General features: G+C 59.9%; 25 protein-coding genes, 1 tRNA gene and 2 pseudogenes. 12 read left to right on the forward strand and 16 right to left on the reverse strand.

The genetic code is table 11. The features are described 5' to 3' along the window. Positions 1–58: 58 nt before the first annotated feature. On the reverse strand, positions 59–556 hold the full coding sequence (locus tag SYN65AY6A5_RS07855; protein ID WP_011429606.1) for a DUF4079 domain-containing protein: 498 nt from the start codon (positions 554–556) through the stop codon (positions 59–61). A 566-nt stretch (positions 557–1122) separates the two neighbouring features. Here SYN65AY6A5_RS07855 and SYN65AY6A5_RS07865 point away from each other — a divergent pair. Then, entirely contained in the window at positions 1123–2334 is a 1212-nt protein-coding gene (locus tag SYN65AY6A5_RS07865) for an argininosuccinate synthase (RefSeq protein WP_011429604.1), read from the forward strand. 140 nt (positions 2335–2474) lie between these two features. Here SYN65AY6A5_RS07865 and ahcY read toward each other — a convergent pair whose 3' ends face one another. Then, positions 2475–3755, reverse strand: coding sequence for an adenosylhomocysteinase (ahcY, locus tag SYN65AY6A5_RS07870; RefSeq protein ID WP_011429603.1), 1281 nt, complete (start codon positions 3753–3755; stop codon positions 2475–2477). A gap of 110 nt (positions 3756–3865) precedes the next feature. Between ahcY and ruvX the strand changes: the two genes are divergently transcribed. Further along, positions 3866–4345 (forward strand): Holliday junction resolvase RuvX, encoded by a 480-nt coding sequence (gene ruvX, locus SYN65AY6A5_RS07875; protein WP_011429602.1) that lies wholly within the window; start codon positions 3866–3868, stop codon positions 4343–4345. Here the strand turns inward: ruvX and SYN65AY6A5_RS07880 are convergent. Together SYN65AY6A5_RS07880 and SYN65AY6A5_RS14690 are read right to left on the reverse strand one after the other, a co-directional pair. Continuing rightward, positions 4312–4680: a YraN family protein gene (locus tag SYN65AY6A5_RS07880; protein WP_049749715.1), complete on the reverse strand. Its 369-nt coding sequence runs from the start codon at positions 4678–4680 to the stop codon at positions 4312–4314. The two genes, ruvX and SYN65AY6A5_RS07880, sit on opposite strands and share 34 nt — an antisense overlap. Before the next feature lie 94 nt (positions 4681–4774). Next, on the reverse strand, positions 4775–4897 hold the full coding sequence (locus SYN65AY6A5_RS14690) for a hypothetical protein (RefSeq protein ID WP_041438124.1): 123 nt from the start codon (positions 4895–4897) through the stop codon (positions 4775–4777). A 386-nt stretch (positions 4898–5283) separates the two neighbouring features. On the opposite strand from SYN65AY6A5_RS14690, the gene SYN65AY6A5_RS07890 reads away from it, so the two are divergent. After that, complete coding sequence (locus SYN65AY6A5_RS07890) at positions 5284–5907, forward strand: TMEM165/GDT1 family protein (RefSeq protein WP_011429572.1); 624 nt, start codon at positions 5284–5286, stop codon at positions 5905–5907. Between the two features lie 230 nt (positions 5908–6137). Here the strand turns inward: SYN65AY6A5_RS07890 and SYN65AY6A5_RS07895 are convergent, their stop codons facing one another. The 4 genes and pseudogenes from SYN65AY6A5_RS07895 to SYN65AY6A5_RS07910 form a co-directional block, all read right to left on the reverse strand. Further along, complete coding sequence (locus SYN65AY6A5_RS07895) at positions 6138–6839, reverse strand: MgtC/SapB family protein (RefSeq protein ID WP_011429571.1); 702 nt, start codon at positions 6837–6839, stop codon at positions 6138–6140. Positions 6840–6873: 34 nt separating this feature from the next. After that, positions 6874–7071: a hypothetical protein gene (locus SYN65AY6A5_RS07900; RefSeq protein ID WP_099812376.1), complete on the reverse strand. Its 198-nt coding sequence runs from the start codon at positions 7069–7071 to the stop codon at positions 6874–6876. 104 nt (positions 7072–7175) lie between these two features. Then, entirely contained in the window at positions 7176–8555 is a 1380-nt protein-coding gene (gene mgtE / locus SYN65AY6A5_RS07905; RefSeq protein ID WP_099884204.1) for a magnesium transporter, read from the reverse strand. Positions 8556–9609: 1054 nt separating this feature from the next. Further along, a pseudogene (locus SYN65AY6A5_RS07910) lies at positions 9610–9741 on the reverse strand (IS200/IS605 family transposase); the annotation flags it as partial. Positions 9742–10286: 545 nt separating this feature from the next. On the opposite strand from SYN65AY6A5_RS07910, the gene SYN65AY6A5_RS07915 reads away from it, so the two are divergent. From SYN65AY6A5_RS07915 to SYN65AY6A5_RS07925, 3 genes are all read left to right on the forward strand, one after another. Further along, positions 10287–10910: an HD domain-containing protein gene (locus SYN65AY6A5_RS07915; RefSeq protein WP_011429568.1), complete on the forward strand. Its 624-nt coding sequence runs from the start codon at positions 10287–10289 to the stop codon at positions 10908–10910. 70 nt (positions 10911–10980) lie between these two features. Beyond that, positions 10981–11418, forward strand: a complete 438-nt coding sequence (locus SYN65AY6A5_RS07920) for a peroxiredoxin (protein ID WP_011429567.1) — start codon at positions 10981–10983, stop codon at positions 11416–11418. A gap of 48 nt (positions 11419–11466) precedes the next feature. After that, entirely contained in the window at positions 11467–12207 is a 741-nt protein-coding gene (locus SYN65AY6A5_RS07925; protein WP_099812378.1) for a M15 family metallopeptidase, read from the forward strand. A gap of 48 nt (positions 12208–12255) precedes the next feature. Here SYN65AY6A5_RS07925 and SYN65AY6A5_RS07930 read toward each other — a convergent pair. Continuing rightward, positions 12256–12327, reverse strand: a tRNA-Gly gene (locus SYN65AY6A5_RS07930). A gap of 139 nt (positions 12328–12466) precedes the next feature. On the opposite strand from SYN65AY6A5_RS07930, the gene zds reads away from it, so the two are divergent. From zds to SYN65AY6A5_RS07950, 4 genes are all read left to right on the forward strand, one after another. Next, positions 12467–13918 carry a 9,9'-di-cis-zeta-carotene desaturase gene (zds, locus tag SYN65AY6A5_RS07935; RefSeq protein ID WP_099812379.1) on the forward strand — a complete coding sequence of 484 codons (1452 nt, stop codon included), beginning with the start codon at positions 12467–12469 and terminating at the stop codon, positions 13916–13918. Positions 13919–14049: 131 nt separating this feature from the next. Further along, on the forward strand, positions 14050–14997 hold the full coding sequence (locus SYN65AY6A5_RS07940; protein ID WP_011429563.1) for an NDP-sugar synthase: 948 nt from the start codon (positions 14050–14052) through the stop codon (positions 14995–14997). A gap of 49 nt (positions 14998–15046) precedes the next feature. After that, a complete protein-coding gene (locus SYN65AY6A5_RS07945; RefSeq protein WP_011429562.1) occupies positions 15047–15757 on the forward strand; it encodes a class I SAM-dependent methyltransferase in 711 nt (236 codons plus the stop codon). Between the two features lie 130 nt (positions 15758–15887). Next, positions 15888–16778, forward strand: a complete 891-nt coding sequence (locus SYN65AY6A5_RS07950) for a CPBP family intramembrane glutamic endopeptidase (protein ID WP_099884206.1) — start codon at positions 15888–15890, stop codon at positions 16776–16778. On the opposite strand, the pseudogene SYN65AY6A5_RS14435 reads toward SYN65AY6A5_RS07950, so the two are convergent. Beyond that, positions 16748–17154: pseudogene (locus SYN65AY6A5_RS14435) on the reverse strand (zinc ribbon domain-containing protein); the annotation flags it as partial. The gene SYN65AY6A5_RS07950 and the pseudogene SYN65AY6A5_RS14435 overlap by 31 nt on opposite strands. 273 nt (positions 17155–17427) lie before the next feature. Between SYN65AY6A5_RS14435 and SYN65AY6A5_RS07960 the strand changes: the two are divergent. After that, entirely contained in the window at positions 17428–19560 is a 2133-nt protein-coding gene (locus SYN65AY6A5_RS07960) for a caspase family protein (RefSeq protein ID WP_099812381.1), read from the forward strand. Here the strand turns inward: SYN65AY6A5_RS07960 and SYN65AY6A5_RS07965 are convergent. Together SYN65AY6A5_RS07965 and SYN65AY6A5_RS07970 are read right to left on the reverse strand one after the other, a co-directional pair. Beyond that, positions 19557–20228 carry a DUF1614 domain-containing protein gene (locus SYN65AY6A5_RS07965; RefSeq protein WP_011429559.1) on the reverse strand — a complete coding sequence of 224 codons (672 nt, stop codon included), beginning with the start codon at positions 20226–20228 and terminating at the stop codon, positions 19557–19559. The genes SYN65AY6A5_RS07960 and SYN65AY6A5_RS07965 overlap by 4 nt on opposite strands. A gap of 389 nt (positions 20229–20617) precedes the next feature. Further along, entirely contained in the window at positions 20618–22012 is a 1395-nt protein-coding gene (locus SYN65AY6A5_RS07970) for a malic enzyme-like NAD(P)-binding protein (RefSeq protein WP_011429558.1), read from the reverse strand. Between the two features lie 162 nt (positions 22013–22174). Here SYN65AY6A5_RS07970 and SYN65AY6A5_RS07975 point away from each other — a divergent pair, with 162 nt between their 5' ends. Continuing rightward, entirely contained in the window at positions 22175–22774 is a 600-nt protein-coding gene (locus tag SYN65AY6A5_RS07975; protein ID WP_071813501.1) for a chromophore lyase CpcT/CpeT, read from the forward strand. A 33-nt stretch (positions 22775–22807) separates the two neighbouring features. Here the strand turns inward: SYN65AY6A5_RS07975 and SYN65AY6A5_RS07980 are convergent, their stop codons facing one another. The 4 genes from SYN65AY6A5_RS07980 to SYN65AY6A5_RS08000 form a co-directional block, all read right to left on the reverse strand. Continuing rightward, complete coding sequence (locus SYN65AY6A5_RS07980) at positions 22808–23074, reverse strand: hypothetical protein (protein ID WP_041438869.1); 267 nt, start codon at positions 23072–23074, stop codon at positions 22808–22810. Positions 23075–23349: 275 nt separating this feature from the next. After that, the gene (locus SYN65AY6A5_RS07985) at positions 23350–23961 is read right to left on the reverse strand and encodes an ATP-dependent Clp protease proteolytic subunit (RefSeq protein ID WP_011429555.1); all 612 of its coding nucleotides are present in this window, start codon (positions 23959–23961) and stop codon (positions 23350–23352) included. A 71-nt stretch (positions 23962–24032) separates the two neighbouring features. Then, positions 24033–24581 (reverse strand): Uma2 family endonuclease, encoded by a 549-nt coding sequence (locus SYN65AY6A5_RS07995; protein WP_099812383.1) that lies wholly within the window; start codon positions 24579–24581, stop codon positions 24033–24035. 17 nt (positions 24582–24598) lie between these two features. Continuing rightward, a complete protein-coding gene (locus SYN65AY6A5_RS08000; protein ID WP_011429553.1) occupies positions 24599–25231 on the reverse strand; it encodes an ATP-dependent Clp protease proteolytic subunit in 633 nt (210 codons plus the stop codon). Positions 25232–25263 lie beyond the last annotated feature (32 nt).

Raw genomic sequence — 25263 nt, forward strand, 5'->3', positions numbered from 1 at the left:
ATAGCGTCCATTGTGGCATGGACGCCTTCCAGATCGATCGCCCTTGGCCGGAAAAGGGCTAGGCCACCTGAGGAGAGGTTAGCATCTGGTTGACGATGCGCTGCACAATTTGAAAGCCAGTCGCCGCCTGCCAGCCCAGGATCCCCAAAATCACCAAATTCAGCAGGAGGTGGACATTGCGAGCCCAGGCCTTTTGGCCATCCTTCATCAGGGGCGCCAAAGCCGCAGAGCTAGCCACCAAGGCCACAATGCCCAATCCCGCCAGCAAGTGGGGGCCAACAAACAGCTTGCCGTTGTTGAGGTAGGTCACCCCCATGCCGCCCAGGGCCCCGAACACCATCAACAGCAAGAACAGGGATCCCGCAAGAAAGTGCCGCTGGCCAAACTTACCCTTGACGAGTTCTTTGCGCTCTTGTGCAGAAGCAGTGCGCAGCCGTCGCACCTGCAGGCCCAGGTAAAGAGCGTAGAGAGCTAGGGCAAAGGCGAAAATCATCAGCACAGGGTGAAAGAAGGGCAAAGCCAGCTTCAGCCATTGGGGAAGTTGAATGCTGTTCATAGGGATTGCGCAACGAAGAGGAGGCTGCCCCTAAATTAACACAAATTTAAAAAACTTCTGTCGCGGCACGGGCGCGTGTGGACTCCGGGAGTGGGAGCCCTATCTGCATCAGATGCTGGTAGAAATGGATTTGCCATTGGCAGCGGGCCAGATGATGGGCTTTGCGACTTGGGTAACGCTGCGGATCCCAATTCCAGTAGCAGTCTTCCAACCAGTCTTGCAAGAAGCCATCCCCAATTTCAGGGTAAGCAGTTGGAGCCTTGATCAGGAGGGGCTTTGTGGCGCTTTTCGGTAACCGTGGATCCCTTTTAGCTTTTTTCCGGTAGCTCGATTGCTGTTGCCTTTTCGGCCTTGCTGCCTGCCCTCTGGGCTTGGGTCGAGGGTGGAAACCGTCCTTGCGCACAAGGCGTTCTTCCTCCCTCCGTAAGCCTGGCCGAGGAGGGATCCCTTGGCGCGCCCCGATACCGTGATGTCTCCCCTTCGTCCGCTGCCACCCCCCGCCTCAAGATCCAAGCCACAGGGCATAATGGGCTAGCAACTTCTTTTGAACAGGGATCCGCAGCAGCATGGGACGGGCAAAGAAAGTGGTATTGGCCTATTCGGGGGGCGTCGATACTTCCGTCTGCATCCCCTATCTCAAGCACGAGTGGGGGGTGGAATCGGTGGTCACCCTGGCGGTGGACTTGGGTCAGGGGGCGGAGCTGGAGGCCATTCAAGCCAAGGCCCTGAGGGCCGGGGCCGAGCAATCCCTGGTGCGGGAGGCCGTCCAGACCCTGATTGCCGACTACGCCTTCCCCGCTATCCAGGCCAATGCCCTCTACGAGCAGCGCTACCCTCTCTCCACTGCCCTGGCCCGGCCCCTGATCGCCCAGCTGTTGGTGGAGGTGGCCGAAGAGGTGGGCGCCGACGCCGTGGCCCACGGCTGCACCGGCAAGGGCAATGACCAAGTCCGCTTCGACCTGGCCATCGCCGCCTTGAACCCCAAGCTCAAGGTGCTGGCCCCGGCGCGCGAGTGGGGCATGACCCGCGAGGAGACCATCGCCTACGGCGAGCGCTACGGCATCCCTATGCCAGTACAAAAATCCAGCCCCTACAGCATCGACCTCAACATCCTGGGCCGCAGCGTCGAAGCCGGGATCCTGGAGGACGCCGACCAAGAGCCGCCGGAGGAAGTCTACGCCCTCACCCGCTCTATTGCTCAAACCCCCGACGAGCCCGCCTACGTGGAGATCGCCTTTGAAGAGGGGATCCCGGTGGAGCTGGACGGGCAGCGCCTCGGCCCCAGAGCCCTCTTCGAGCGGCTCAACGCCTTGGCCGGCAGCCACGGTGTCGGTCGCATCGACATGATCGAGGATCGGCTGGTGGGGATCAAGTCGCGCGAGATCTACGAGTGCCCGGCCCTAACGGTGTTGATCCAGGCCCACCGCGAGCTGGAGAGCCTCACCCTCACTCGCGAGGTCCTCCACTACAAGTACGGCATCGAGACCACCTACAGCCAGTTGGTCTACAACGGCCTCTGGTACTCGCCGCTGCGGGAGGCCCTGGACGCCTTCATCCGCACCACCCAAAAAAGCGTTACCGGCGTGGTGCGGATGCGCCTGCACAAGGGCCAGGCGGTCTGCGTGGGCCGCCGCTCCCCTTACTCCCTCTACAACGCGGAGCTGGCCACCTACGGGGAAGGGGATCAATTCGACCACCGGGCTGCCGAAGGCTTCATCTACATCTGGGGCCTGCCTACCCGCACTTGGGCGCAGGTGCACCGCGGCAGTGGTGCTTGAACTCTACCGCCAGGCAATTTGTCCATCCGGGGTGCTGGTCAACCGGCTAGCCTGCTGGGGGGGAGGTGTCAAGCCGCTTGCCTGCTGGCACGACGGCGCAGGTGGGCCAGGTTTGCCACCGCGGAGGTGAGGGGCTCTCTCTAGGTTCCTGCCGTCCAGGTGTTGCCGTACTCGATCTGCTCCGGGGTAAGGCTGTCGATGGAGATCCCCATGGCTTTGAGCTTGAGGCGGGCGATGGCCTCGTCGATCTCTGCCGGAATGGGGTGCAGCCCTGGCGCCAGGCGGCCACGGTTTTTCACCAGGTACTCGCAGGCCAGGGCCTGGTTGGCAAAGCTCATGTCCATGACGCTGGCGGGATGGCCTTCGGCGGCAGCCAGGTTGATCAGCCGGCCCTCTCCCAGGACGAACACCGATTTGCCCGACTGGAGACGGTATTCTTCCACAAAGGGGCGCACCGTCTGCCGGGAAACCGTCCGCTCTTGCAGCGCCACCAGGTCGATCTCGATGTCGAAGTGGCCGGCGTTACAGACCATCGCCCCATCTTTCATACGGTCGAAGTGCTCGCCGCGGATGACGTGCTTGTTGCCGGTGACGGTGATGAACAGATCCCCCAGGGAAGCGGCCTCGGCCATGGGCATAACCCGAAAGCCGTCCATCACCGCCTCCAGGGCCCGCACCGGGTTGACCTCGGTCACGATTACCTGGGATCCCATGCCGCGGGCCCGCATCGCCACCCCCTTGGCGCACCAGCCGTAGCCGGCCACCACCACCGTTTTTCCGGCCAGAAGAATGTTGGTACAGCGCAGGATGCCGTCCAGGGTGGATTGGCCGGTGCCGTAGCGGTTGTCGAACAGGTGCTTGGTCTCGGCATCGTTGACGGTCATCACCGGGAAGCTGAGCACCCCCGCCTTAGACATGGCCCGCAGGCGCACCAGGCCGGTGGTGGTCTCTTCCGTGGTGCCGATGATCTCCGGGAGCTGCTCCTGGCGATGCTGCACCAGCTCCGCCGTCACATCGCCGCCGTCGTCGATGATCAAGTTGGGACGGTGATCCAAGGCAATTTGCACATGGCGGCGGTAGGTTTCCACATCTTCCCCCTTGATGGCAAAGACCGAGATGCCGTAGTCGGCCACCAGGCTGGCGGCCACATCGTCTTGGGTGGAGAGGGGGTTGCTGGCGATGAGGACGCTCTCCGCTCCCCCTGCCTGCAGCGCCAAGGCCAGATTGGCCGTCTCGGTGGTGACATGGCAGCAGGCCACCAGGCGCAGGCCGGCCAGGGGCTTTTCTTGGGCAAAGCGCTCCCGGATCTGGGCCAGCACCGGCATCTCCCGCGCCGCCCACTGGATCCGTTGCCTGCCCAGAGAGGCGAGGCCCAGGTCTTTAACTTCGTGCTTGGGGAGAGACAGGGTGGCGCTGGTCATCGAGAAGGCTCCAAAGAGAGTTGTCGAAAAAGGATAGAGGTTCAGCCGAGCTACACGGCCAGAGAGAGGGAGTTTCAGGCCGTTACAATGTCGGCAAGAGGGACAAACAGATGTCAACAGACCTGAACTATTCTGCCACAAGGGATCCCTTTTCGGCGCTGGGGCTGGACGTGGGCAACCGCCGCATCGGCGTGGCCGGCTCCGACGGGCTGGGGCTGCTGGCCACGGGGCTGGGGGTGATCCGGCGCCGTTCCCTGCCGGAAGATATCGCCCAAGTGCAGGCGTGGATCCGCCGCCGCCAAGCCACCGTGGTGGTGGTCGGGATCCCGCTTTTGGCGGATGGATCGGTGGGGTCCCAGGCCCGCAAGGTGCAGCGGTTTGTGCGGGCGCTGCAGGCGGCCGTGGATTTGCCGGTGGTTACGGTCAACGAGTACCTGAGCACCGTACAGGCGGAGTGGGATCTGCGCCAGGCCGGGATCCCGGCTAAGGCCCAGAAAGCGCTTATCGACCAGCAGTCGGCGGCAGTGATTCTCCAAACTTGGCTGGACGAGCGGCGCTATTCCCAGAGCTCAAAAGCGCCCTGCAGATAGTCTGCCAAGGCGTAGCTCACCCCTTCCTTGCCCGGTCGCTGTTCCACCAGCGCGACATCAAAGCGACAAGCTAGTTCAGCAAGATCAGGGTGCTGGCTCAAGAAAGCTTGGGCGGCCCGGATTAGGCGCTGCTGCTTTTGGATCCCAACCGCCAAAAGCCCCTTTTGATCCCAGCCCTGGCCACTGCGGGTTTTCACTTCCACAAAAATCAACTCCCCTGCCCTAGAGGCCACCAGATCCAGCTCTCCCCAACGACAGCGCCACTGTTGCGCCAGGATCTGCCAGCCTTGCTCCTCCAGGTACTGCCGCACACAAGCTTCGCCAGCCTCGCCCATGTTTTGGAGAGAAGTTCGCTTGGGCAAGGGATCCCCAGCCTACCTAGATACAAACTCCTCGAAGGAACTATTCAGAATCGCTCCCCCCTTGGCCCTAGTGGGCAGAGCCGTTGCCGTGATATTTATCGGTGTCGTAAAAGCCGTTGCGGGTGCCGAAGTAAAAACTTGCCAAAGAGAGGGCAAAAGCAACCCCCACCAAGACTAGCTTTGCATCCACGTGGCCTTCTCCTGATTTCCTCCTGAACCGTAACCATGATAGCCTGTCTCTCCTGCATAGCCCTCTTGTGGGAAGCAGCATCAACATCGGCAAGGCAGGGATCCCAAAGGCCTACGGGCGCGAACGGAGAGCTTTCCTGGATGAGCTGAGCATGCTACCATTCAGGCTAGAAAGGGAGTAGTCAGGCGGCTTACCGCCCTCTGCATCGACATACTGGCTAAAAGCAGCCCGGTGCCAGAGACAAGGCAAGCCCATCGTCTTGCCTTGGTGACGAGACTTTCACTGAGTTCACGCGGAGGTGAGCTTGGTGAGTCCGTCTGACTTTCCCAGCCTTCGCCTCCAGGTGTGAACCGATTCTGCACACAAGAGAGGTTGGAGGCTAAACGATGTGGGCCGGTTTTGCGTCCAGTTTGTTGTTGGTCACAGTAGCTGAGTTTGGGGATAAGACCTTTTTTACCCCCCTGATTCTGGCTATGCGGCACCCACGCCGCTGGGTCTTCTTGGGAACGTGGCTGGCTTTGGCCGCGATGACCTTGCTGGCTGTGGTGGCCGGGAAAGTGCTTTTTGAGCTGCTGCCACCCCTGGGCGTGCGAGTGCTATCGGCTGGAGTTTTCGCGGCTTTTGGGCTAAGAATGCTCTGGCAAGCTTACCAAATGACTCCCCAGCAGGAGAAGGAAGAAGAGGAAGAAGCCCTCAGGCTGGTGGAGCAAGCCGAAGCAAAAGGCGCTGGCCGCGGCGGGGCTTGGGCTGTTGTGTGGGAGGCCTTTAGCCTGACCGCCTTGGCCGAGTTCGGGGACAAAACCCAGATTGCCACCGTTTCCTTGGCAGCCACCCACCCGGGATTGAGTGTCTGGGCAGGGGCCACCCTCGGCCATGGGCTGATGGTGGGGTTGGCGGTGGTGGGCGGTCGCTTCTTAGCAGCCCACATCTCTGAACGGGCCGTGCATTGGGTGGGGGGCGGCTTGTTTCTGCTGTTTGCGTTGGTAACCAGTTGGGAATTGTTAGGATAAACAACTGTAGTTATTTCAAAGAGCAATGAAACAGCTCGTTGCGTCAGTGGAGCCGAGCACTGGAGGAGCGTCTTAATCGGGTTTGAAACAACCATACCCGTAGGAGCTGCTCCCGCTTGGACTGCAAAATCTCCTCTCGCTTCATGGCGCGAAGGTCCGCTCTTTGTTGAGCTGGGCACATTCTGCCTTTTGGCTGCAGAACTCCCATGAAGTCGGAAAAAAAGTTCGGATTATCCAAATTCCTGTTCGATAATTCGCCATCTGGCAGTAATCACTCCTGGCTCCAGGCTGAGGCGGCTGACGACAAGTTCTAGAGCCTGGTCGTCGCGGGTTTGGGTGACCAGCTCCGCTTCAACTTTGACCAGGTCGGGTTTGTCTTCTAGGTCTTCGCTGTAGAGGGCTCGCAATTTGAGATGGGTGGGCGCTATGCCCTGCAGCAGCAGGGCGCGCAGGTGGGCTTCCGCATGGCTTTTGCAGATAAATGAACACTCATAGACCAGTTCCAGCTCCGTGCCTTTGAGGGGCTGTTGGTTGATGCGGTAGCCCAGGGGGCGCAGCAGAATGTTGGCGATCAACACGGCTCCTGCCCCAATGGTGGCTTGGGGAATGTACCCTGATCCGGCAAAAGCCCCTACGGCTGCTGCACACCAGATGGTGGCAGCGGTGTTCAAGCCGCGCACGCTGGCCCCCTCTTTGAGGATCACGCCCCCGGCCAAAAAGCCAATCCCCGACACCACCTGGGCGGCAATGCGAGTTGGACTGCTTTCATCAGGGGTGAGCACTGAGAGCATGACAAACAAGGCTGCGCCAGTGGCCACCAAGGTGTTGGTGCGCAGGCCGGCCATGCGCTGCCGCCACTGGCGCTCCAGCCCGATAAGGGATCCCAAGATAAAGGCAACCGTTAGGCGGAAGGTGAAGTCAATCCAGGTCATAGGGCATGCTCCAGTTGCCGTGGAGGAGTGAGGGCTAGCCGGCCACATCTGGGATCCCCAGGGCTTTGGCCTCCTGTTCCAGAGCCTGCCAGAGGGTTTCCAGTTGAGCAAAGGCCACTTCTGGGGCCAGCTTACCACCCGTTTCTAAAGCGCAGGTTATGCTGACTCGATGGGCGTAGCGCTGCAGCAGCAACCGGAACTGAGCTGTGGTGGAAGGAGCTTTCAAAGTCATGGCACACCTCCTGAACGAATAATCGGATTCAATCTGAATCCAGCTCCCCCAGGCCGGGGGTAGCCTGGGAGCCAAAGTTGGACTGCAAGGCGAAGAGAGCAGCCTCAGAACTCGACTTCAACGCCGACCAGCCAAGCTACCAAGGTGAAATACACCCAGAGGCCGGTGAAATCTTTGATGGTAGTGATGAAAGGGTCTGCTCCGGGAGCGTGGTCAAAGCCCAGCTTTAACATCACCCAGGGCAAAATGGCGCCCAAGATAGCCCCCAAAGTGAGGACAATGGCCAGAGCCAAGCCCACCGCTAGACCCAATTGTGGGATCCCATTGGGTGCCCCCTGCCAGAAGTAGGCAATCACCCCAGCCGTGACCCCCAGGATCACTCCGATAATGCCACCAATGCTGGCTTCCCGCAGCAAATAGGGGAGAAACTGCCGCACGTTGATGTGGCCCCAAGCCAAGCCACGGGCAAAGATGGTCGTAGATTGGGTGCCGACATTACCGCCCATATCCATGACCAAGGGGATGAAAACAGCCGCTGCCGTCACCGCCTCCAACACTTCCTCAAAGGTTTCGATCACTCCCCCCACCACCATGCCGCCAATCAAGGTGATGACTAAAAACGTGATGCGCAGGCGGACGGCATACCAACGGGAGCCTTTAACCAGGCGCTCGCTCCAAACCTTGTCTCGGCTGAGCAAGTTGCCCACCCCTGCTTGGGCCAGAGCGGCGTCGGTGGCTTCTTCTTCCACCAAGTTGATGACATCTTCAAAGGTGATATCTCCCACCAAGCGTCCTTCACTGTCGACCACCGGAATGGCCGGCAAGCCGGAATCTTTGAGCAAACGAGCTGCCTGGAGATCCCGGTCGGTAACCCGAGCAACAATATCCGATCCCTCGATCAGCTCCCGAATGGGCAGGTCGGGATCCGCCTTCACCAGCCGCACGGTGCGCACCAGACCTTTGTAGAACCGCTGGTCATCGACCACAAAGATCACATCCAGCTCGTCATCCCCCAGTTGGGAGTCGCGCACACTGGCCAAAGCTGCCCCGACGGTGAGGGTATCGCGCACCGCCAAGTAGCGCAGGTTCATCAGCCGACCGGCACTGCGCTCCGGGTAGTTCAGCAGGATATTCACGGCTTCGCGGGCTTCTGGGCTGAGGTTGGCGATCAGCCGCTTGGTAACTTTGGCCGGCAGCTCCTCAAACAGGCGCACCCGCTCGTCTGGGGGTAATGCTTCCACCAGCCGGATCACCTCTGGGTTTTCCATGCTGCGGATGAGATCGGCCTGTTCTTCAGGCCGCAAATACTCAAATACCGCCATGGCCTTGTCTTTTTCCAGCAACCGAAAAGCCAGTACCCGCTGCCGCGGAGAAATCTCCATCAACTGCTGCACCAGCTCGGCAATAGGGGCGCGGTTGGCCGCTCGCTTGGCGGCTTCCAAAGAGGCAGGAGAGAGAAGATCGCGAAGAATGTTTTGCTGCATAACAAACCTCCGAAGGTTGGAGTCAGCCGGATAAAAGACCCGGAGGGCAACGACCAACCCCTGCTCCGAGGCTCATGGGAGCCCTGAAGCTGAACGCCTCTCAACGTCTTAGGCCCGACTCGACGCCCACAAGCCCAAGTCGATAAAAGGGAATCCAAAGGGCTCCCCCTGGCCCACGAACAACAAATACAAAACCCAAGGCTAGGGGAAGTCCCCTTTGAAGCACTCCTGCTTTTCCCTTTTCCGATGCTCAGGTCGAGCTCTGCTCAGCCCATCTGTTCGTCGCCGACCGAGAGAGCCACCCAAGCCAGAAGCTATTTGAGAAAGCTCTCCTGTCCCTTCGCGTTGGCGAAACGGGATCCTCTCAAGCGACGACTGAGGCTGTCAGCGGGAAAATGGAAGGCACCAGGAAGGCGCAGATCTCCAAGGACTTGAGCTCCTAAGAGCGATCTCCGCTGGCCGGTGCTACAACTGCCAGAAGCGTCCATGTTGTTGAACGTTTTCCTCCGAAAGAGTTGAACCGGAACAACCCGGACAGCCCGAAGAGGATCTCTTCAGCCCTTTTTAGGCTAGTTGCAGGAAGGGGATCCCGTCAACCTTTTTCTGGCATATTCGGTGAACGATCAGCGGAGCAGATGGGGAGTTAAGATCGGGGTAAGCGAACAAGAGAGCACAACCTCTTCCGGGTTCTGCTCGCAGCCTGACTGAGTAGAGTCCCCATCCTGGCAGCTTGTGACCTTGGGAAAACGCTGCCCTATGCTGCCTGTGTTTTTAAGAGGCTCACCCCAATGAGCTGCGCGGAGTGGATCAGCTCTTTCCAGCCTCTACAGGTGCCGCTGCCCATGAGCCTATGGCCACCCTTCCCCTGGTTTCTGTGATCTTGGGTACGCGGCCCGCAGCCATCGAGCTGGCTCCGGTGATCCAGGCCCTGCGGGCCAGTCCCCACCTGCACACAAAAGGATAGCTTGGTAGCCCCGCACTTGAGTGCAGGGCGGAAAAGCCCGCTAGCCACTTTAGTCGCTTACCCATGATGGGGGTCGTTGATATAGTTTCATAGCTCAAACAACCTCTTCCTGACTTCTCCTACCAAGACTTTTTTCCTTCTCTTTGGCCAAAAAATGAGATAAACAACCGCTAGCCCCACAGCATGGTTGTAGTGATTGTACCGTTGACTTTCCTCTCGCATTATCGCTTACTCATGTCAGACTGTAGTTATCATACTGCTCATCAACAATGATGGAGTACGGCTGTCAGCAGGTTCGAGTCAAGAACAGGGAGCTAGTCCCCCTATTAGAGTTGTGTCAACAGTCTAATAAGCAACTGTGCTCTGTACGATGCGAGACAAGTCTATTTCAAAACGAAGCGATGGGCAAGCTATGGTGAGCTTTGTGATGAGATGGCCAGAACCCAAAACAAGCACTTTATCGCAATGTATGTTTCCGCCGCACAACAGACGTGTAAGTCTGTAGCTGAGGCACTCAGTAGCTCTAAGAAAAAGCTGAGGCTCTCCTGGCAAGAAGGAATGAGTTTAAGACCAAACCTGCCGCGCTACCGTAAGAAGGGGATGTTCTCAGTAGCATACCCGAAAAAGTGGCTTAAGTTCCAAGAAGCAAAAGTCAGAGTGCCGCTCGGCAACCAGGTCAAAGCTTGGTTTGGAATAGACGCTTTCTGGATACGATTTCCTACCAATACCAATCCCCTCAACTGCCAACCTCGACCGGAGAGATACCTATGTCTACCCAGTTGACGCCGCGGTTTGCCGAGGCCATGCGCTACGCCTACCGCTGGCATGCCGCTCAAACCCGCAAGGGAACAAGGATCCCCTACCTCAGCCACCTGCTGGCGGTGGCGTCCATCGCCCTGGAGCATGGCGCCGACGAAGATGAGGCCATTGCTGCCCTCCTCCACGACAGCCTGGAGGATGGCCCCCGCTACAGCGGCGAGCCGCGGGCTCAGATTGAACGGGAGCTGCGGGAGCACTTCGGAGAACGGGTGCTGCAGATCGTCCTGGGATGCACGGACACCGACAGCGATAGCTCCCTGGGCGAGCCCAAAGAAGACTGGAAAGAGCGCAAAGTGGCCTATCTCAAGCACTTGGAAACCGCAGATGCCTCGGTTTTGCTGGTGGCCGCCTCCGACAAGCTGCACAACGTCCGCTGCATCCTACGCGACTTTCGCCAACTGGGGGATCAGCTCTGGGAGCGCTTCTCCGGCGGCAAAGAGGGATCCCTGTGGTACTACCGGTCGCTGGCGGAGATCCTGGGGCGACGGCTGCCTTCTAGGCTGGCAGTGGAGTTCCAAGAGCTGGTGGTCGAGTTGCAACGGGCAGCCGGGTCGGGGCCGGCAACAGCTTGACAGAGACGACCAGGGCTGAAGAAAATGCTGAGGGCAGCTTTCTCTCTTGCACTCTTCAGGTCACCTGTCTATGGTTCTCGCTGTTGGCACCGTTGCTCCAGGGTTCAACACGACCGACACCCACGGCAACCAAGTTTCTCTGGCTGATTTTACCGGGAAAACCGTTGTCCTCTACTTTTACCCTAAAGACGACACCCCTGGCTGCACCAAAGAGGCCTGCGGCTTCCGCGACGCCTACGCTGATTATCAAAGCAAAAACGTGGTGGTGTTGGGGGTGAGCATGGACGACCAGGCCTCTCACCAAAAGTTTGCCGAGAAGTACAACTTGCCTTTCCCTCTGCTGGTGGATACCAGTGGGGTGATCGCCCGCGCCTACGATGTGGATGGAGGCGGCTACGCCAAGCGGGTGACCTACGTCATCGACGCCGAGGGCAAAATTGCCAAGGTCTATCAGAACATCAACACCGAAACCCACGCCCGCGATATTTTGGCGGATTTGGGTTTGTAGAAGCGCTGCCTCTTTTCAGTACTCCTCGCTAGATCCCGGCCTTTGCGCATGAACGACGACATTCCGGTCGCCCGTCGCCAGTCCACTCCGGCGAAAAAAGCGCAAAGTTCGGTGCCTGCCCTGAGGTCCCGTCTAGTCTTGGGCCTGGTGCTGGTTGGGCTAGTGCTCCTGGCGGGTTGGGGGATAGAGAAGTTACCGGGATCCCAGCAGGCGGCGGATCCCCAAGTTCTGGAGGAAGCCGGTCAGCCCTCTCTGCCGCAGCCAACTGTGCAGAATGGGCGACCTTCTCTGTTGGGGCACTATGCCTATTCCGAAGCCCCTGCAGACAGCTTGCGGGTGGTGGGCAGCTACCGTGGTCGAGAGGTGCGCCTGCGCCAGGCGGCTGCCGAGAGCTACCTGCGCATGAGTGAAGCAGCCCAAGCCGACGGGATCCGCCTTGTCCCTATCTCTGGGTTTCGCTCGATAGCGGAGCAGGAGTTTTTGTTTTTTCAACTGGCCCAATCGCGAGCCTTGCGACCGGAAGAACGGGCTGCGCTCAGCGCTCCCCCCGGCTACAGCGAGCACCACACCGGCTACGCCATTGATATTGGCGATGCCCAGTTTCCTCAGTGGGACACTCAAGAAGCCTTTGAGACCACCCCTGCCTTCCGGTGGCTGGAGAGAAATGCCGCCCGTTTTGGCTTTGAGCTGTCTTTCCCCAGAAACAATCCGCAGGGGGTGAACTACGAACCTTGGCACTGGCGCTTTGTGGGCGACCGCCACAGCCTGGAGACCTTCTACAAGCGCTAACACCTCCCCTCTCCCCTTGGGAGAGGGGACGGGGGTGAGGGATCGAAAAGCGGATGACGCGATTCGAACGCGCGACCGTCTCGTTGGCAACGAGAAGCTCTACCACTGAGCTACATCCGCATCGGACATCTATCATGGCAAGTTTTGCGGTCGTTTGTCAAGCCAGGGATCCCTGGCGCATTTTGTTCCAGAATGAGAGAAGTTTATCTTTCTTTGCAGTTGCCTCAGCCTTTGGCTGAGCTCATTTGAGGGGATCACGATGCGGGTAGCCATTATCGGGGCCGGGTTGGCCGGCTTGGTCACAGGGGTGGATTTGGTGGAAGCGGGGCACCAGGTGCAGATCTACGAGGCGCGGCCCTTTGTGGGCGGCAAGGTGGGCTCCTGGCAGGATGCCGAGGGCAACCACATCGAGATGGGGCTGCACGTTTTTTTCTGCAACTACAGCAACCTGTTTGCCCTGATGAAGAAGGTGGGGGCCTACGAGAACCTGCTGCCCAAGCAACACACCCACACCTTTGTCAACCGCGGGGGGCAGGTGGCCAGCCTCGATTTTCGCTTCCCGCTAGGGGCGCCCTTCAACGGCCTCAAGGCTTTTTTTGCCACCGAGCAGCTCTCTTGGGCCGATAAGCTGCGCAACGCCCTGGCGCTGGGCACCAGCCCTCTGATTCGCGGCCTGCTGGACTACGAGGGGGCGATGCGGCAGATTCGCGCTTTGGATCGGATGAGCTTTGCCGAGTGGTTCCGCCGCCACGGGGGATCCGAGGCCAGCCTGAAGCGGATGTGGAACCCGATTGCCTATGCCCTGGGCTTCATCGATACGGAGCAGATTTCCGCCCGCTGCATGCTGACCATTTTTCAGATGTTTGCCAGCAAAACCGATGCCTCCAAGCTCAACCTCCTCAAGGGATCCCCGGACAACTACCTCACCCAGCCCATCGTCCGCTACCTGCAAGCCCGCGGCGGCCAGGTTTACACCCGCAGAGGGGTCAGCCGCATTGAAGTCAGCGACTCTCCTCCCTACGCAGTAACCGGTCTGGTCTTGGCCAATGGCGAGCGGGTGGAAGCGGATGTGTACGTGTGTGCAACAGCCGTGGAAGGGGCGAAACGGCTGATCCCCCAGGTGTGGCGGCAGTGGCCCCAGTTCGACAACCTCTACAAGCTGGAATCCGTACCCGTGGCAACGGTGCAATTGCGCTTCGACGGCTGGGTGACGGAGCTGAAGGGCCGGGCCAAACGCGCCGCTGACCACCCGCAGCCAGTTGGCATCGACAACCTCCTCTACACCCCCGATGCCGATTTCTCCTGCTTTGCCGATCTGGCTCTCACCAGCCCCGCCGACTACTACAAACCCGGCCAGGGATCCCTGCTGCAGTGTGTGCTCACGCCGGGGGATCCCTTCATCTCCATGTCCAACGAACAAATTGCCCGGCACGTGCTGCGCCAAGTGCACGAGCTGTTTCCTTCGTCGCGGCAACTGAACATGACCTGGTACAGCGTCGTCAAGCTGGCCCACTCCCTCTACCGAGAAGCGCCAGGCATGGATCCCTATCGCCCGCACCAGAAGACCCCCGTGCCCAACTTCTTCTTTGCCGGCAGCTACACCGCCCAAGACTATATCGACAGCATGGAAGGGGCTACCCTCTCCGGCCACCTGGCCGCCCAGGCCATCCTGGCCGCCTGCCGGGATCCCCAGCCGTCGCCGCCAGCCTAGCGGGCCTTCGCTGCCCAGCAGAACAGCGGCAAAGGGGGGCTCTCCCTGCCTCTGGCCTCAGCCAGTTGGCTGTGGCAGGCTGGATCCTTTTCCCCTACCATCTAGGCTGGGAAAATGGGTTGGGGATAGCTATGCAGGCGGTGATTTTGGCAGGGGGGCAAGGAACTCGCTTACGGCCGCTGACCTTGTGGCAACCGAAGCCTCTGCTGCCGTTGCTAGAGGTGCCTTTTTTACACTGGCTGATCGGGCGCTGCCGCCGGGCCGGCCTGACGGACATTTTGCTCAGCGTGGGGTATCTGGGCAGACAGATCGAGGCGGCTCTGGGAGATGGCACTGCTTGGGGGGTAAAGCTCCGCTACGTCGTCGAGGAGACGCCGCTAGATACAGCGGGAGCTTTGGTGCTGGCCCAACCCTACTTCAGCGGGGATCCCTTAGTGGTCTTCAATGCCGATATCCTCACCGATCTGGATTTATTAGATTTGATACACTGCCACCTGCAGAGCGGGGCCGTCGCCACCCTCACCCTCGCCCAGGTGGAGGACGTCACCGCCTACGGCCTGGTGGAGGTAGGGGAAGGGGGCCGGATCCAATCCTTTCGGGAAAAGCCCACTGCTGCCGAAGCCCTCACCCTCACCACCAACACCATCAACGCTGGTACCTATGTCCTCGATCCGGCTATTTTCAAAGACTACCCCAGCGGGGATCCCCTCAGCTTCGAGCGGCGTATCTTCCCCGACTTGCTGCGGCAGGGGCGACGGCTGCAAGCCTACCTGCACACTGGCTACTGGCGGGATCTGGGCACGCCGGCCAGCTACTACCACGGCCAACTGGACATTCTCCTGAGCCGGATGAGGGATTTCCCTCTCGAGGATGTGGAAGAACGGGCGCCAGGGGTATGGGTTCACAAGACCGCCGAGATCCACCCTGACGTTCAATTGCACGCGCCCTGCTACATCGGCGCTTACACGCGCTTGGGCTCCCAAGCTCAAGTCCCCGCCGGCACCATCCTCGGCAGCTACAGTTGGGTCAATGGATCCCTGCAGCCGGGGGCCTATGGGCCGGGCCTCCTGGTAGTCTAGGTTAAAGGCCAGTTAAGCGCCCAAGCCTCCACAACAGAGCCGGCCAAAGATGGAGCTACCGCAAAGCGGGGAACGCTGGGATCCCTATCTTGCCGCCGTAGCCGCCCGCTTCAACCGGGAGCTGGAGGTGCAGTTGGGTCGGGCCAGTTGGCAGCTTCCCCCCGACCTGGAACAGTTGCCCTTTTGGCAAGCCCAAAAGCGGGATCACCTCCAGGAACGCCTGGGGATCCCCTTTTGGCAATTGCGCGCCCCCAAAAAGCGGGAAGCCTGCTTGGATCTGGGCTGTGGAGTGAGTTTCCTGACCTATCCCTGGAACGATTGGCAGGCCTACTTTTACGGCCATGAGCTGAGCGGGGGGATCGTGCGCTTTGTGCGCTCGCGGGCACCGCAGCTTAACTCCAAGCTGTTCAAGTCGATGCAGCAGGGATCCGCCCATCACCTGGAAAACTACGGGCCAGAGCAGTTCGATCTGGCCATTGCTACAGGATTTTTGTACTACTACCCGATAGACTACTTTGACGCGGTTTGGGCAGAACTGAGGCGGGTGTTGCGTCCGGCTGCGCCAGTGATTATCGAAGTGGTCAATCCTGAGTCGGTGTGGGCCGAACAGTGGGGGTTGATTGAGCTCTTCAAAGGCAGCGAGCCGATTCTCACGCCCCTACAGGAGTGGGAGCGGCGCATCGCCGACTTGGGGGGCAAAATCCAGAAACAGGCCAGTGGCGAGCTATTTACCACCTATTGGATTCAGCGCAAGCAGTGACCTCCTCTCCCTTTGAAGAGGGGGGCTTTCCCCTTCCACGAGGTAGCTTGCCCGGAGGATTGGCTTTCCAAAGTCGGTGCTCTCTCCCCCACCCTTATAAGATGGGAAAACTCCTACCTCTTACTTTTTTATGTCCAGATCCCCCGCCTTGCCGCCTGCCGAGCCGGGTTCAGCCGGATTTTCAGCGCTGAAGGCCCGCTATCTGCTGCTGGCTTTCCTGTCGATCAACGGGGGGGTGGGTCTGGGAGTTGTCGCTTTGGCCAGGCTGTTGCCTCTGCCCTCGGACGATCCGGTGCTGGCCTACGTTGTCTATTGCGTCACGTTTGTGCTCACTTGTATCTGGAGCTGGCAGCGCGGGCGACGAGCCCATTTGCAGATGAGGCGGCTGTGGGGCAACTGGCGAGCTGTGATTCCCTGGGGATCCCTGCTGCGGGTAGTGCCGGCTTTGGTTGTGCTCTCCATGGGCACCACTTTGCTGATGCTCTACTGGGTGTCGCTGTCTTTCCCGGAGCTGGCGGAGTCGATGCTGGACTCCCTGGGGGAAGAGGAGGGGGAGACAGCCTGGCCGCAGGTGTACCAGGGGTTGCGCTGGCTCTCGATTGCAGTGGTGGCCCCCATAACGGAGGAATGGCTGTTTCGCGGCATTTTGCTCCACCGCTGGAGCCTCAAGTGGGGGCTTGACAGAGGCCTGCTGGCTTCTTCCGTGGTCTTTGGCCTACTGCACCCTAACCCACTTGGGCTGACGGTGTTTGGCCTGGTGATGGGGCTGCTCTACCTGAAAGCACGCTCCTTGAGCTTACCCATCCTGGCCCATGCTTTGAACAATATCCTGGCTCTAGCGCTGGGATCCCTGGGAGGAGGGGTAGTGGAACAGGTGGATCCCATCGGGAGCTTTCACCTCTACTACAGCCTGTGCTGTCTAGTTTTGGCTGGGTTCATCGTGATCCCTTTCCTCCGCTGCGATTGGCCGGAACGGGGGGCTCACTTGCCCTATTTTGTAAATTGCCCGCACTCATGCTGACACATAGAGTGCAGGCTTTGGGTAGCCCTGCAGTTGGCAAGCCAACCAAGGGCCCCCCACACCCCCCGTGTACGGGGGGCAGGCCGGCTTACAGCAGCCCCCAAAACCGCAATCACATTGGCACCGTTAAAATCTGCCTCCCCTTCCCAGCCCCAGGCCGGGTTCACACAACGAAAACGCTTCCCTTCCTGCTGGCCAAGCCATAAACATCGGTGGCCGGTTTGCAAACTGTCGGCAGGCGGCACCACCACAACCTTGACCCCGGCCCCACCGCCTTGGAGTGCAGAAACTGCCTCAGTTGAGAAAACGCCCAACTGTTCGACCGCCAACGCTCTGTTTTGCTGCGCGGCTGTTGATTGACACGCTCCCGTATCCCCCGTGTACAGGAGGAAAAGGGCGGGCCTCCTGCCGTTTCTAGCTGAACTCCTAAGCGGCCTTGGCGTCGGTATCCCCAGACGGAAAGGACTTGAGGCGGGATCCCGCCAAGAATGTAAACGAAACGCCAAAAACTGTCACCCGATCCCTCGAAAAAGCTGGAGGGGTGGGGATATCCTGAAATAGGCAGCAACAGATCCGGTGCAGAGTTGAGCTGTGGCTCGTTCGCCAACAGGGTGGCTGTTACGCCAGCGAGGCAGCCCACAGGGTTGACATGGAAAGGCGGTCTTTTCTACAAAAGTTACTCCTGGTTGCTGCCGGCCTTGGTCTCTCTCCCGGCTGGTTGGTGGGTCAGGCTGAGCGCTACGGGCAAGCTTTGGCGGCCAGCTCCCGCAAGTTGGCTCTCTTGATAGGCATTAACCGCTACCCCGGCGAGGGATCCCCGTTACAGGGGTGTGTCACGGATGTGGAGCTGCAGCGGGAGCTGCTGCGGTATCGCTTTGGCTTTGACCCGGCAGACATTCTCATCCTCACCGATGGAGCTGCCACTTCAAGCGCGATCCAGTCAGCCTTTGCCGAGCACCTGGGAAGTGCAAGTCAGACGGCTGAAACGGTAGTGGTGCAGTTTAGCGGCTACGGCCAATGGCAGGCGGGATCTTCGCCCGAGCGCTGGCAGCCGGCGCTGCTGTTGGCTGGCCCTGAAGAAGCGGCGGCTATGGGTCTGGAGCGCTTTTTCCAGCTTGTGCAAAGCTTGGGCACAGCCCAGCTCACGACCGTACTCGATTGTGGCTTTACCTATGTTGCACCCGCAGTACGGGGCAACTTGCAACTGCGCTCCCGCCCGCCGAAAGTCCCCAAGGAAGTAGCCTCTACCTCCCCAGAGGCGGTGGCTCCCGGTCGCCTGCCTTCTGGTGAAGTGCAGCAGATTTGGCCCTCTCCGCCCAAGGGGTTGTTAATTGCCGCCACCACCCCCCAAGATTTGGCGGCAGAAGCCGCTTGGCCGGGATTTCATGCAGGGATACTCACCTACCTGTTGACGCAGTACCTGTGGGAGACCACACCTGCCACCCGCCTGCTGATAGCCTTCAACCAAGTGGCCGGTCAGCGGGAGCTGGGCCTGTTTGCTTGTCAGCGCCCCATCCTGGAGGGCAAAGAAACGGCTCGGCGCATCCCGCCCTACTTCCTCACCCCCCCTCAGGTGGGAGTCAGCGGCGCCATCCAGGAAGTGAAGGGGAATCGGGCCCAGGTGTGGCTGGGTGGGATCCCACCGGCGGCACTCTGCGGCTTGCAGCCAGGTACTCTTTTGGTTCCCATTGCTGCCGAGCCTTCCACCGCCTCGCCGGTGCCGCTGCTGATTCGTTCTCGCAGCGGCCTGTTGGCACAGGTGCAGCCGGCCAACGGGGAAGGTCAATTTCCCCCCGTGGGCACGCTGGTGCGGGAGCAGTTGCGCAGCCTCTCCAGCAGCCTCAAGCTTTTGGTGGGTCTGGAAGACAACTTAGGCCGCGTTGAAAAAGTAGATCTGACCAACGCCATCGCCGGCTACAGCTGGATGGAGACGGCCAACCCGCGCGAGCGCCAGGTGGATTGCCTGCTGGGCCGCATCACCCCCGAAATGGCCGCCGCCTTTCAATTGGACGCTCTGCCCAAACCCCTGGAAGTCAACAGCTACAGCCTCTTTTGGCCGGGGCGAGAATTGCTGCTCAATTCCTGCGGGCCGGCTGGGGAAGCTGCCGCTACGGCAGTGCAGCGGCTGGTGCCCCGTCTGGCCCATCTGCTGGCGGCCAAGCGCCTGCGGGCTACCCTCAACGCGGCAATCTCGCCGCTGGCGGTGGTGGGGGAATTGTCCACCAAGGGCAAACCCTTGCGGGGGTCACGGCTTGCCCAAGGGGCCGCTGCTCCTGGCGAGCCAGGCATGCCACGCTTTATGCGCGGGGATCCCCTCTATCTCACTCTGCGCAACGAGGGCGAGCAGGATCTGTTCGGGTACCTGTTGATGGTCGATTCCAGCGGGCAACTGCACCTGCTGGCCCCCATGCCCCAGGAGGACTTTGCCCTGCCGCTGCGCCTGGAGGCCAAGAGCAGCCTGACTTTGCCACCTCTGCCTGAGATGGCTGGCAATTCGCGCTCTGCCGTCAATCCCGATCTGCTCACCTGCCATGCCCAGGGGCTGACCGAGCTGCTGTTTGTGGCCAGCACTCGCCCCTTGTCGGCCAGCTTGGAAGCCCTCAAAACCATGGCCCGCAAGCTGGGGGTAGCCCGTTCGCCGCTGTTGCTCAATGGGCCGCTGGAATGGACGCAAATTCTCCTCGAGGAGTTGACCCAGCGTGCCCCCGAAGGGGATCCCGACTTGCGCTGGCTGGATCCCGGCCAGGCTGTTACCCTTTCCCTCACCTATTTGCTGGTTTAGCTCAGCAACAGGGCAAACAGGCCACAGAGAGCAATGCCATCGAAAACCCCGGCCCCGCCAATGCTGAGAATGCCCGAGCAATTGCGCCGCAGCACCTCCGGCAAGTGCAGCAGATCCGCTCCGATCACCGTGCCCAAAACCCCGCCAGCAAAGGCCACCGCCGGCGCCTGATCTCCAGCCCAGAACATGGCGGCCAAGGCTGCCGTAGCCGGGGCGGTCAAGGGATTCATCTGAATGCCGATTCCGGGCACCACGTGGGAAGCATAGTAGCTGACCACAGTCACCAGCGCCGTTACGGCCAGGATCAACAGCCCATCGGCCCGGCCAAATTGATACAGGGCCAAGAGCACCGGGATCAGCCCCCCGCCCACGTTCAGAGCAACCACGGTCTCCTGAGAGATCTTGGCCAACGGGATCCCCCAAAATTGCCGTATCCACAGGCTGGCCAGGTCTTCCACCAGCGTTACCTCGCACTTCACACGATACAGGGGAATATTGACCGAGCTGCCCGCCAGGATAGCCAGCAGCAGCAACAGCGCCCCCTCCCGCGAGAACCCCAACTTGCCCACCGCCAACGCCACCACATCCACCGCCAGCCCCAGCCAGAGGAAAGGCAGCAGCAGCACCAGCATCAAAAACAGCAACAGCGAGACCGGCAAGTAGAACATGGCAGGGATCCCAAACTTTCCTCCAGCCTATCAGGACTTAGTCCGGCTTCCTCGACTCTAGGTAGAGAGGATCCCCGATCTTGTAACAAAAATAACAAGCAAGTCTCCGGTTAACTCTGTCAGAGCCCAAAGATCTTATTGCAAATATCTTGAGCAACTTTGCAACCGGCGCGCCGATTGCTGGGAGTTGTGGATAGAGCAATTTGATAGTGCGGATCTCCGCAAAAGCAAATCGTAAACTACCCGGCTCCGACCGCCCCCCTTCCCCCCCAACCCCCCGTATACGGGGGGCAGGGGGGCGGGGGGATTGAGGGGGGTACAGTGCGGGGCTCCTGCGGCTTCTAGCTGAGGCCTGCTGCCTTCCACCCGCTTTTGGCCAGGGGGAACCCTCAAGGGATCCCGGCCACTCCTGTTTGGCGGGCAGCTTGGATCACGGCGGCAGCCACCTGAGGAACTACCCGCCCATCGAAGACCGAGGGAATGATCCACTGGGGATCCAAATCTTCCGGTGGGATCAAATTGGCAATGGCCTGGGCGGCAGCCAGGCACATCTCAGTGTTGATCTGCTTGGCGCGGCAATCGAGAGCGCCGCGGAACACCCCTGGGAAGGCCAGCACATTGTTGATCTGGTTGGGGTAGTCGCTGCGCCCGGTGGCCATCACGGCGACTCGATCTGCCACCAGCTCGGGCTGGATCTCTGGCACCGGGTTGGCCAAGGCAAAGACAATGGGATCCGGCGCCATTTTCTCCACCATCTCTGGTGTCAAAGCATTGGCCACGCTCACCCCGATGAACACATCTGCTCCCACCAAAGCCTCTGCCAGGGATCCGCTCTCCTCAACGGCAACGGCAGCTTTCTCGGGGGTGAGGTCGGCGCGGGAGCGGCTGAGGATCCCTTGGCGGTCGCAGACCAGGATATGTCTGGCCCCGGCCCGTCGCAGCAGTTGAGTTACCGCAATACCGGCTGCTCCTGCCCCGTTGAGGACAATGCGCACCTCCTCTAGGCTTTTTTTAACCACCTTCAAGGCATTCAACAACGCTGCCAGCACCACAATGGCGGTGCCATGCTGATCGTCGTGGAACACCGGCAGGTTGAGACGGGCCTTGAGCTGCAACTCGATGGCAAAGCAGCGGGGGGCGCTGATGTCCTCCAGGTTGAAGCCGCCAAACCCCGGCGCCAGGCGCACCACCGTCTCCACAATTTCCCCCACCTCCTGGGTGGCCAGGCAGAGCGGGAAAGCATCGATATCAGCAAAGCGTTTGAACAGGGCTGCTTTTCCCTCCATCACTGGCAGAGCCGCCTCCGGGCCGATATTCCCCAGGCCCAGCACGGCGCTGCCATCGGTTACGATGCCAACGCAATTGCCCTTGATGGTGTATTCATACACAGCGCTGGGATCGGCGGCAATTTCCAGCGCCACCCGACCCACGCCCGGGGTATAGGCCATGGCCAGATCGGCGGCGCTCTCCAGGCGGCTTTTGGCCACCACCTGTAGCTTTCCCCCCCGGTGCAGCTCAAAGGTGCGATCCACCACCCGCTCCACTTTTACGTTGGGCAAAGAGGCAACAGCGGCGCGAATTTGCTCGGCATGCTCGCTGCTAACGGCATCCACGCAGATTTCCCGCACCGTTTCGGCTGCCGATTGGTGGATGAGGTCGATCTGGCTGAGGCTGCCTCCCACCTCGGCAATAGCTTGGGTAACACGGGCCAGCGCTCCTGGCTGGTTGGGCAGGCGCAGACGTAGAGCAATGCTGTAGCTGGAGCTGGGGGTGAGTTTTGTCATAGCTTTCTATAGTAGAAGAAAAATTGCCTTCAGCAGAGCAAGCTCCTCAACACTGAGCCCTCCGGTTCGGCACCCAACCTTCTCCCTCCGGAAGCAGGGTTGGGGGTGAGAATAACCCTAGGATCGAGAAATCCCGAAGACAGGCGATCCTCCTTCTTGCATATGACAGCTTCTGCTGCGGCAACTTCCGATTCCGACCTCAATACTTTTGCCGATTGGCTGGAAGGTTACTACAGCAACCGCGCCCAAGCCATGGCAGAACCGGTGTGGTTTGTACCGGTGAGCCTTTGGTACGTGCGCCTTCCCCACCTGTTTTCAGAAGGAATCGGCTTTTTTACCGAGCAATTTAACGAGCACACGCCGGGCCGGTTTTACCGCAGCCGGGTGCTGCAGGTATTGGCGGATCCCTTGCGGATCGAGAACTATAAGTTGCGGGATCAAGCGGCTTGGGCAGGTGCCTCTCAGGATCTGCAGCGCTTGGCGCAGCTTTCTCTGTCTGACTTGCAGCATTTGCCCGGTTGTCGCATCCTCGTAGAAAAGCGCGCAGACTGCTACCACGGCCAGATGCTGCCGGGCGGTGGCTGCCGCCTCAACCCCGGCGACAGCACCTACATCCACATCGAGTTTGACCTCACAGCCCAGGAATTCATCACCTGGGATCGCGGCTTCGACGCCACCACCGGCCAACAAACTTGGGGATCCCGCGCCGGCCCTTACCGCTACCAGAAAAGGATCCCTGTGGTATTTCCCCCTCGCCCCTAAGGGTTCGGAAAACTGTTGGGCTAGCTAGGAGGGCTATGGGAACAAAAAAGGAAACAGGTCGCGGAAACCCCTGCGCAGCTTGAGCAAAAAGATCAGCCGCTCCACCTCTGGAGAAACAGATCCGGTTTCGGGCCGGGCTGCCAGGGCTGCCTGGAGTTGCAGAGCTTCGCCAGCGGTGAGGGGCTGATTATCGACCGGAGAGCGAGCCTGCAAATCTGGCTGCGCCCGCAGCACCTCCTCAGGGATTTCAGAAGCCGGGGGCAAAGCCAAGGCCTGATTCGGCGGATACAGCAGGAACACCAGCAGACTGGCCCATCCACTGCTCCTTTTGACCCAATGCTTTCGGTTCACCGGATGCAAATCTCTCGGTCCACTCCGCCTTATCCTAGCTACCCCAGGGATCCTCAGCCCCTCTCCCGGCACCCTAGAACCAGTACCGTATAAGCCGGGGAACATCACACCTGCCGGAATCCAGGCCCGTCAAACGGTCAAACCACAGCGAGCCAGTCCTCAGCTCCCTAATCTTACTCGGGATCTTGCCCAGGCCGTCTTTTTGCAGCGAGCCAAAATCCCCCTTAGCCGGCCATTGCTTCCGAGCGCTCTTGGATCACTCGGTCTACAATGCCGTAGGCTTGGGCTTCCGTAGCCGAGAGGTAGAAATCCCGCTCCACATCCCGCTCGATTTTCTCCAGCGGCTGGCCAGTCATTTGCGCCAAGAGCTCATTCATACGCCGCTTGACCCGCAAAGTTTCGCGGGCGCGAATTTCGATATCGCTGGCCTGACCTTGGATCATCCCCAGGGAAGGCTGGTGCAGCATGATGCGGGAGTGGGGCAGGGCAAAGCGTTTTCCCTTGGTGCCGGCAGCCAGCAAGAAGGCCCCCATCGAGGCTGCTTGGCCCACGCAAACGGTAACAATGTCGGGCTTGACGTGGTTCATGGTGTCGTAAATGGCCATGCCCGCCGTTACAGAGCCACCAGGAGAGTTGATGTACATCACAATATCCTTTTGCGGATCCTGGGAGTTGAGGTAGAGCATCACCCCCACGATGGTATTGGCCAGGTTGTCGTCGATGGGCTCGCCGATAAACAAGATCCGCTCTTGGTACAGGCGGTCGTCGAGGCTGATCCACTGGCTGTAGGGCTCACCGGGCAGACGGTAGGGAACGCGAGGCACTCCAATCGGCATAAGTTTCTCCTGGCAAAGTACAGAACACTACACAGAACGATGCGCTTGCAAGAGGTCTTGCGCGCTTAAATCTAGCTGGGGCAAAACCGAGGAAACAATGCGTTCAGGGCCGGTTTTAACCTCGTCTTCGTATTCCCCGCCAACCCAGCGCGACACCGACTGCTTGGCGGGATCCACAATCCAGTATTCCAGGATCCCACGGGCAGCATAGTCTTTGCGCTTGTCTTGATAATCACGTTATAATCACGTTTTTCATTGTCTATTCCAGGAGAAACCACTTCCACCACCAGCAGCGGCGGGGGCATGGGCAGCCGAAGGGTTCCGCGACCGTTCCCCAGCAAGCTCACATGGTCAGGATGTAAAACCATCACATCTGGGTTGCGAAACCGAGCCTTGGCTGCGGGCACTTCGACCTCAACTTGGCCCAAGCTCAGGCGTTGGACGGGCAAAAACTTGAGCAATTCCGCAATCAGAAACAGCTCAATGAGGGTGTTAATGCGCTCCTCAGTTGGCACTTCCCGAATATACCCGTCTTCAAGTTCAAGCCGTCCTTCATAAGGCCAGCTTTTGAGGCGTAGGTACTCCTCCGCCGTTAAAGGCTGTACAGGGACCTGAACCATCGACGGATCCCTCTGCTTCAGCTTTTGGCTGTTGCCAACTTCGGCAGGGCTTTGGAGCTGGTCAACACCTGATCGATAAGACCGTAGGCTTTGGCCTCTTCCGGAGTCATGAAAAACAGCCGCTCCGTATCCTTCTTGATGCGCTCTATGGGCTGGCCCGTGCTGCGAGATAATTCCTCCAGCATCATGTTGCGCAAGGTCAAGATCTCGCGGGTGCGAATTTCAATATCGCTGGCCTGTCCACGGGTGCCCCCATACGGCTGATGCAGCACGATCGTGGCATTGGGCAAACTGGCCCGGAACCCCTTGGCGCCCGCCGCCAACAGCATGGCCGCCATGCCAATGGCATTGCCAATGCAGATGGTATGCACCGGCGGCTTGATGTAGTTCATCGTATCCAGAATGGCAAAAGCTGCCGTGTCGTAGCTGTAGGTGCCCGTCGAGTTGATGTACATCTTGATCGGCTTTTCCCGATCCTCGTACTGCAAATACAGCAATTGTTCCACAATCAGCTTGGTGACGTTGGCATTCGCCTCCTCGGCCAGGGGCAGACCCAGATAGACAATGCGCTCTTGCAGCAGCAGCGAAGCCAAATCGGGAGGCGGAGTCCGAACCGGAGCGCCGCCATAGTAGTAGGTCGATTGCACCATGCCAAAGTTCTCCTACGGCCAATCCCTTGACT

Source organism: Synechococcus sp. 65AY6A5 (assembly GCF_002760415.1).
Classification (GTDB): Bacteria; Cyanobacteriota; Cyanobacteriia; order Thermostichales; family Thermostichaceae; genus Thermostichus.

What these genes read in the sequence shown, in the direction of transcription:
- SYN65AY6A5_RS07855 (WP_011429606.1), bottom strand. Translation starts at nt 556, where the DNA reads ATGAACAGCATTCAACTTCCCCAATGGCTGAAGCTGGCTTTGCCCTTC.
- SYN65AY6A5_RS07865 (WP_011429604.1), top strand. Translation starts at nt 1,123, where the DNA reads ATGGGACGGGCAAAGAAAGTGGTATTGGCCTATTCGGGGGGCGTCGAT.
- ahcY (WP_011429603.1), bottom strand. Translation starts at nt 3,755, where the DNA reads ATGACCAGCGCCACCCTGTCTCTCCCCAAGCACGAAGTTAAAGACCTG.
- ruvX (WP_011429602.1), top strand. Translation starts at nt 3,866, where the DNA reads ATGTCAACAGACCTGAACTATTCTGCCACAAGGGATCCCTTTTCGGCG.
- SYN65AY6A5_RS07880 (WP_049749715.1), bottom strand. Translation starts at nt 4,680, where the DNA reads ATGGGCGAGGCTGGCGAAGCTTGTGTGCGGCAGTACCTGGAGGAGCAA.
- SYN65AY6A5_RS07890 (WP_011429572.1), top strand. Translation starts at nt 5,284, where the DNA reads ATGTGGGCCGGTTTTGCGTCCAGTTTGTTGTTGGTCACAGTAGCTGAG.
- SYN65AY6A5_RS07895 (WP_011429571.1), bottom strand. Translation starts at nt 6,839, where the DNA reads ATGACCTGGATTGACTTCACCTTCCGCCTAACGGTTGCCTTTATCTTG.
- SYN65AY6A5_RS07900 (WP_099812376.1), bottom strand. Translation starts at nt 7,071, where the DNA reads ATGACTTTGAAAGCTCCTTCCACCACAGCTCAGTTCCGGTTGCTGCTG.
- mgtE (WP_099884204.1), bottom strand. Translation starts at nt 8,555, where the DNA reads ATGCAGCAAAACATTCTTCGCGATCTTCTCTCTCCTGCCTCTTTGGAA.
- SYN65AY6A5_RS07915 (WP_011429568.1), top strand. Translation starts at nt 10,287, where the DNA reads ATGTCTACCCAGTTGACGCCGCGGTTTGCCGAGGCCATGCGCTACGCC.
- SYN65AY6A5_RS07920 (WP_011429567.1), top strand. Translation starts at nt 10,981, where the DNA reads ATGGTTCTCGCTGTTGGCACCGTTGCTCCAGGGTTCAACACGACCGAC.
- SYN65AY6A5_RS07925 (WP_099812378.1), top strand. Translation starts at nt 11,467, where the DNA reads ATGAACGACGACATTCCGGTCGCCCGTCGCCAGTCCACTCCGGCGAAA.
- zds (WP_099812379.1), top strand. Translation starts at nt 12,467, where the DNA reads ATGCGGGTAGCCATTATCGGGGCCGGGTTGGCCGGCTTGGTCACAGGG.
- SYN65AY6A5_RS07940 (WP_011429563.1), top strand. Translation starts at nt 14,050, where the DNA reads ATGCAGGCGGTGATTTTGGCAGGGGGGCAAGGAACTCGCTTACGGCCG.
- SYN65AY6A5_RS07945 (WP_011429562.1), top strand. Translation starts at nt 15,047, where the DNA reads ATGGAGCTACCGCAAAGCGGGGAACGCTGGGATCCCTATCTTGCCGCC.
- SYN65AY6A5_RS07950 (WP_099884206.1), top strand. Translation starts at nt 15,888, where the DNA reads ATGTCCAGATCCCCCGCCTTGCCGCCTGCCGAGCCGGGTTCAGCCGGA.
- SYN65AY6A5_RS07960 (WP_099812381.1), top strand. Translation starts at nt 17,428, where the DNA reads ATGGAAAGGCGGTCTTTTCTACAAAAGTTACTCCTGGTTGCTGCCGGC.
- SYN65AY6A5_RS07965 (WP_011429559.1), bottom strand. Translation starts at nt 20,228, where the DNA reads ATGTTCTACTTGCCGGTCTCGCTGTTGCTGTTTTTGATGCTGGTGCTG.
- SYN65AY6A5_RS07970 (WP_011429558.1), bottom strand. Translation starts at nt 22,012, where the DNA reads ATGACAAAACTCACCCCCAGCTCCAGCTACAGCATTGCTCTACGTCTG.
- SYN65AY6A5_RS07975 (WP_071813501.1), top strand. Translation starts at nt 22,175, where the DNA reads ATGACAGCTTCTGCTGCGGCAACTTCCGATTCCGACCTCAATACTTTT.
- SYN65AY6A5_RS07985 (WP_011429555.1), bottom strand. Translation starts at nt 23,961, where the DNA reads ATGCCGATTGGAGTGCCTCGCGTTCCCTACCGTCTGCCCGGTGAGCCC.
- SYN65AY6A5_RS07995 (WP_099812383.1), bottom strand. Translation starts at nt 24,581, where the DNA reads ATGGTTCAGGTCCCTGTACAGCCTTTAACGGCGGAGGAGTACCTACGC.
- SYN65AY6A5_RS08000 (WP_011429553.1), bottom strand. Translation starts at nt 25,231, where the DNA reads ATGGTGCAATCGACCTACTACTATGGCGGCGCTCCGGTTCGGACTCCG.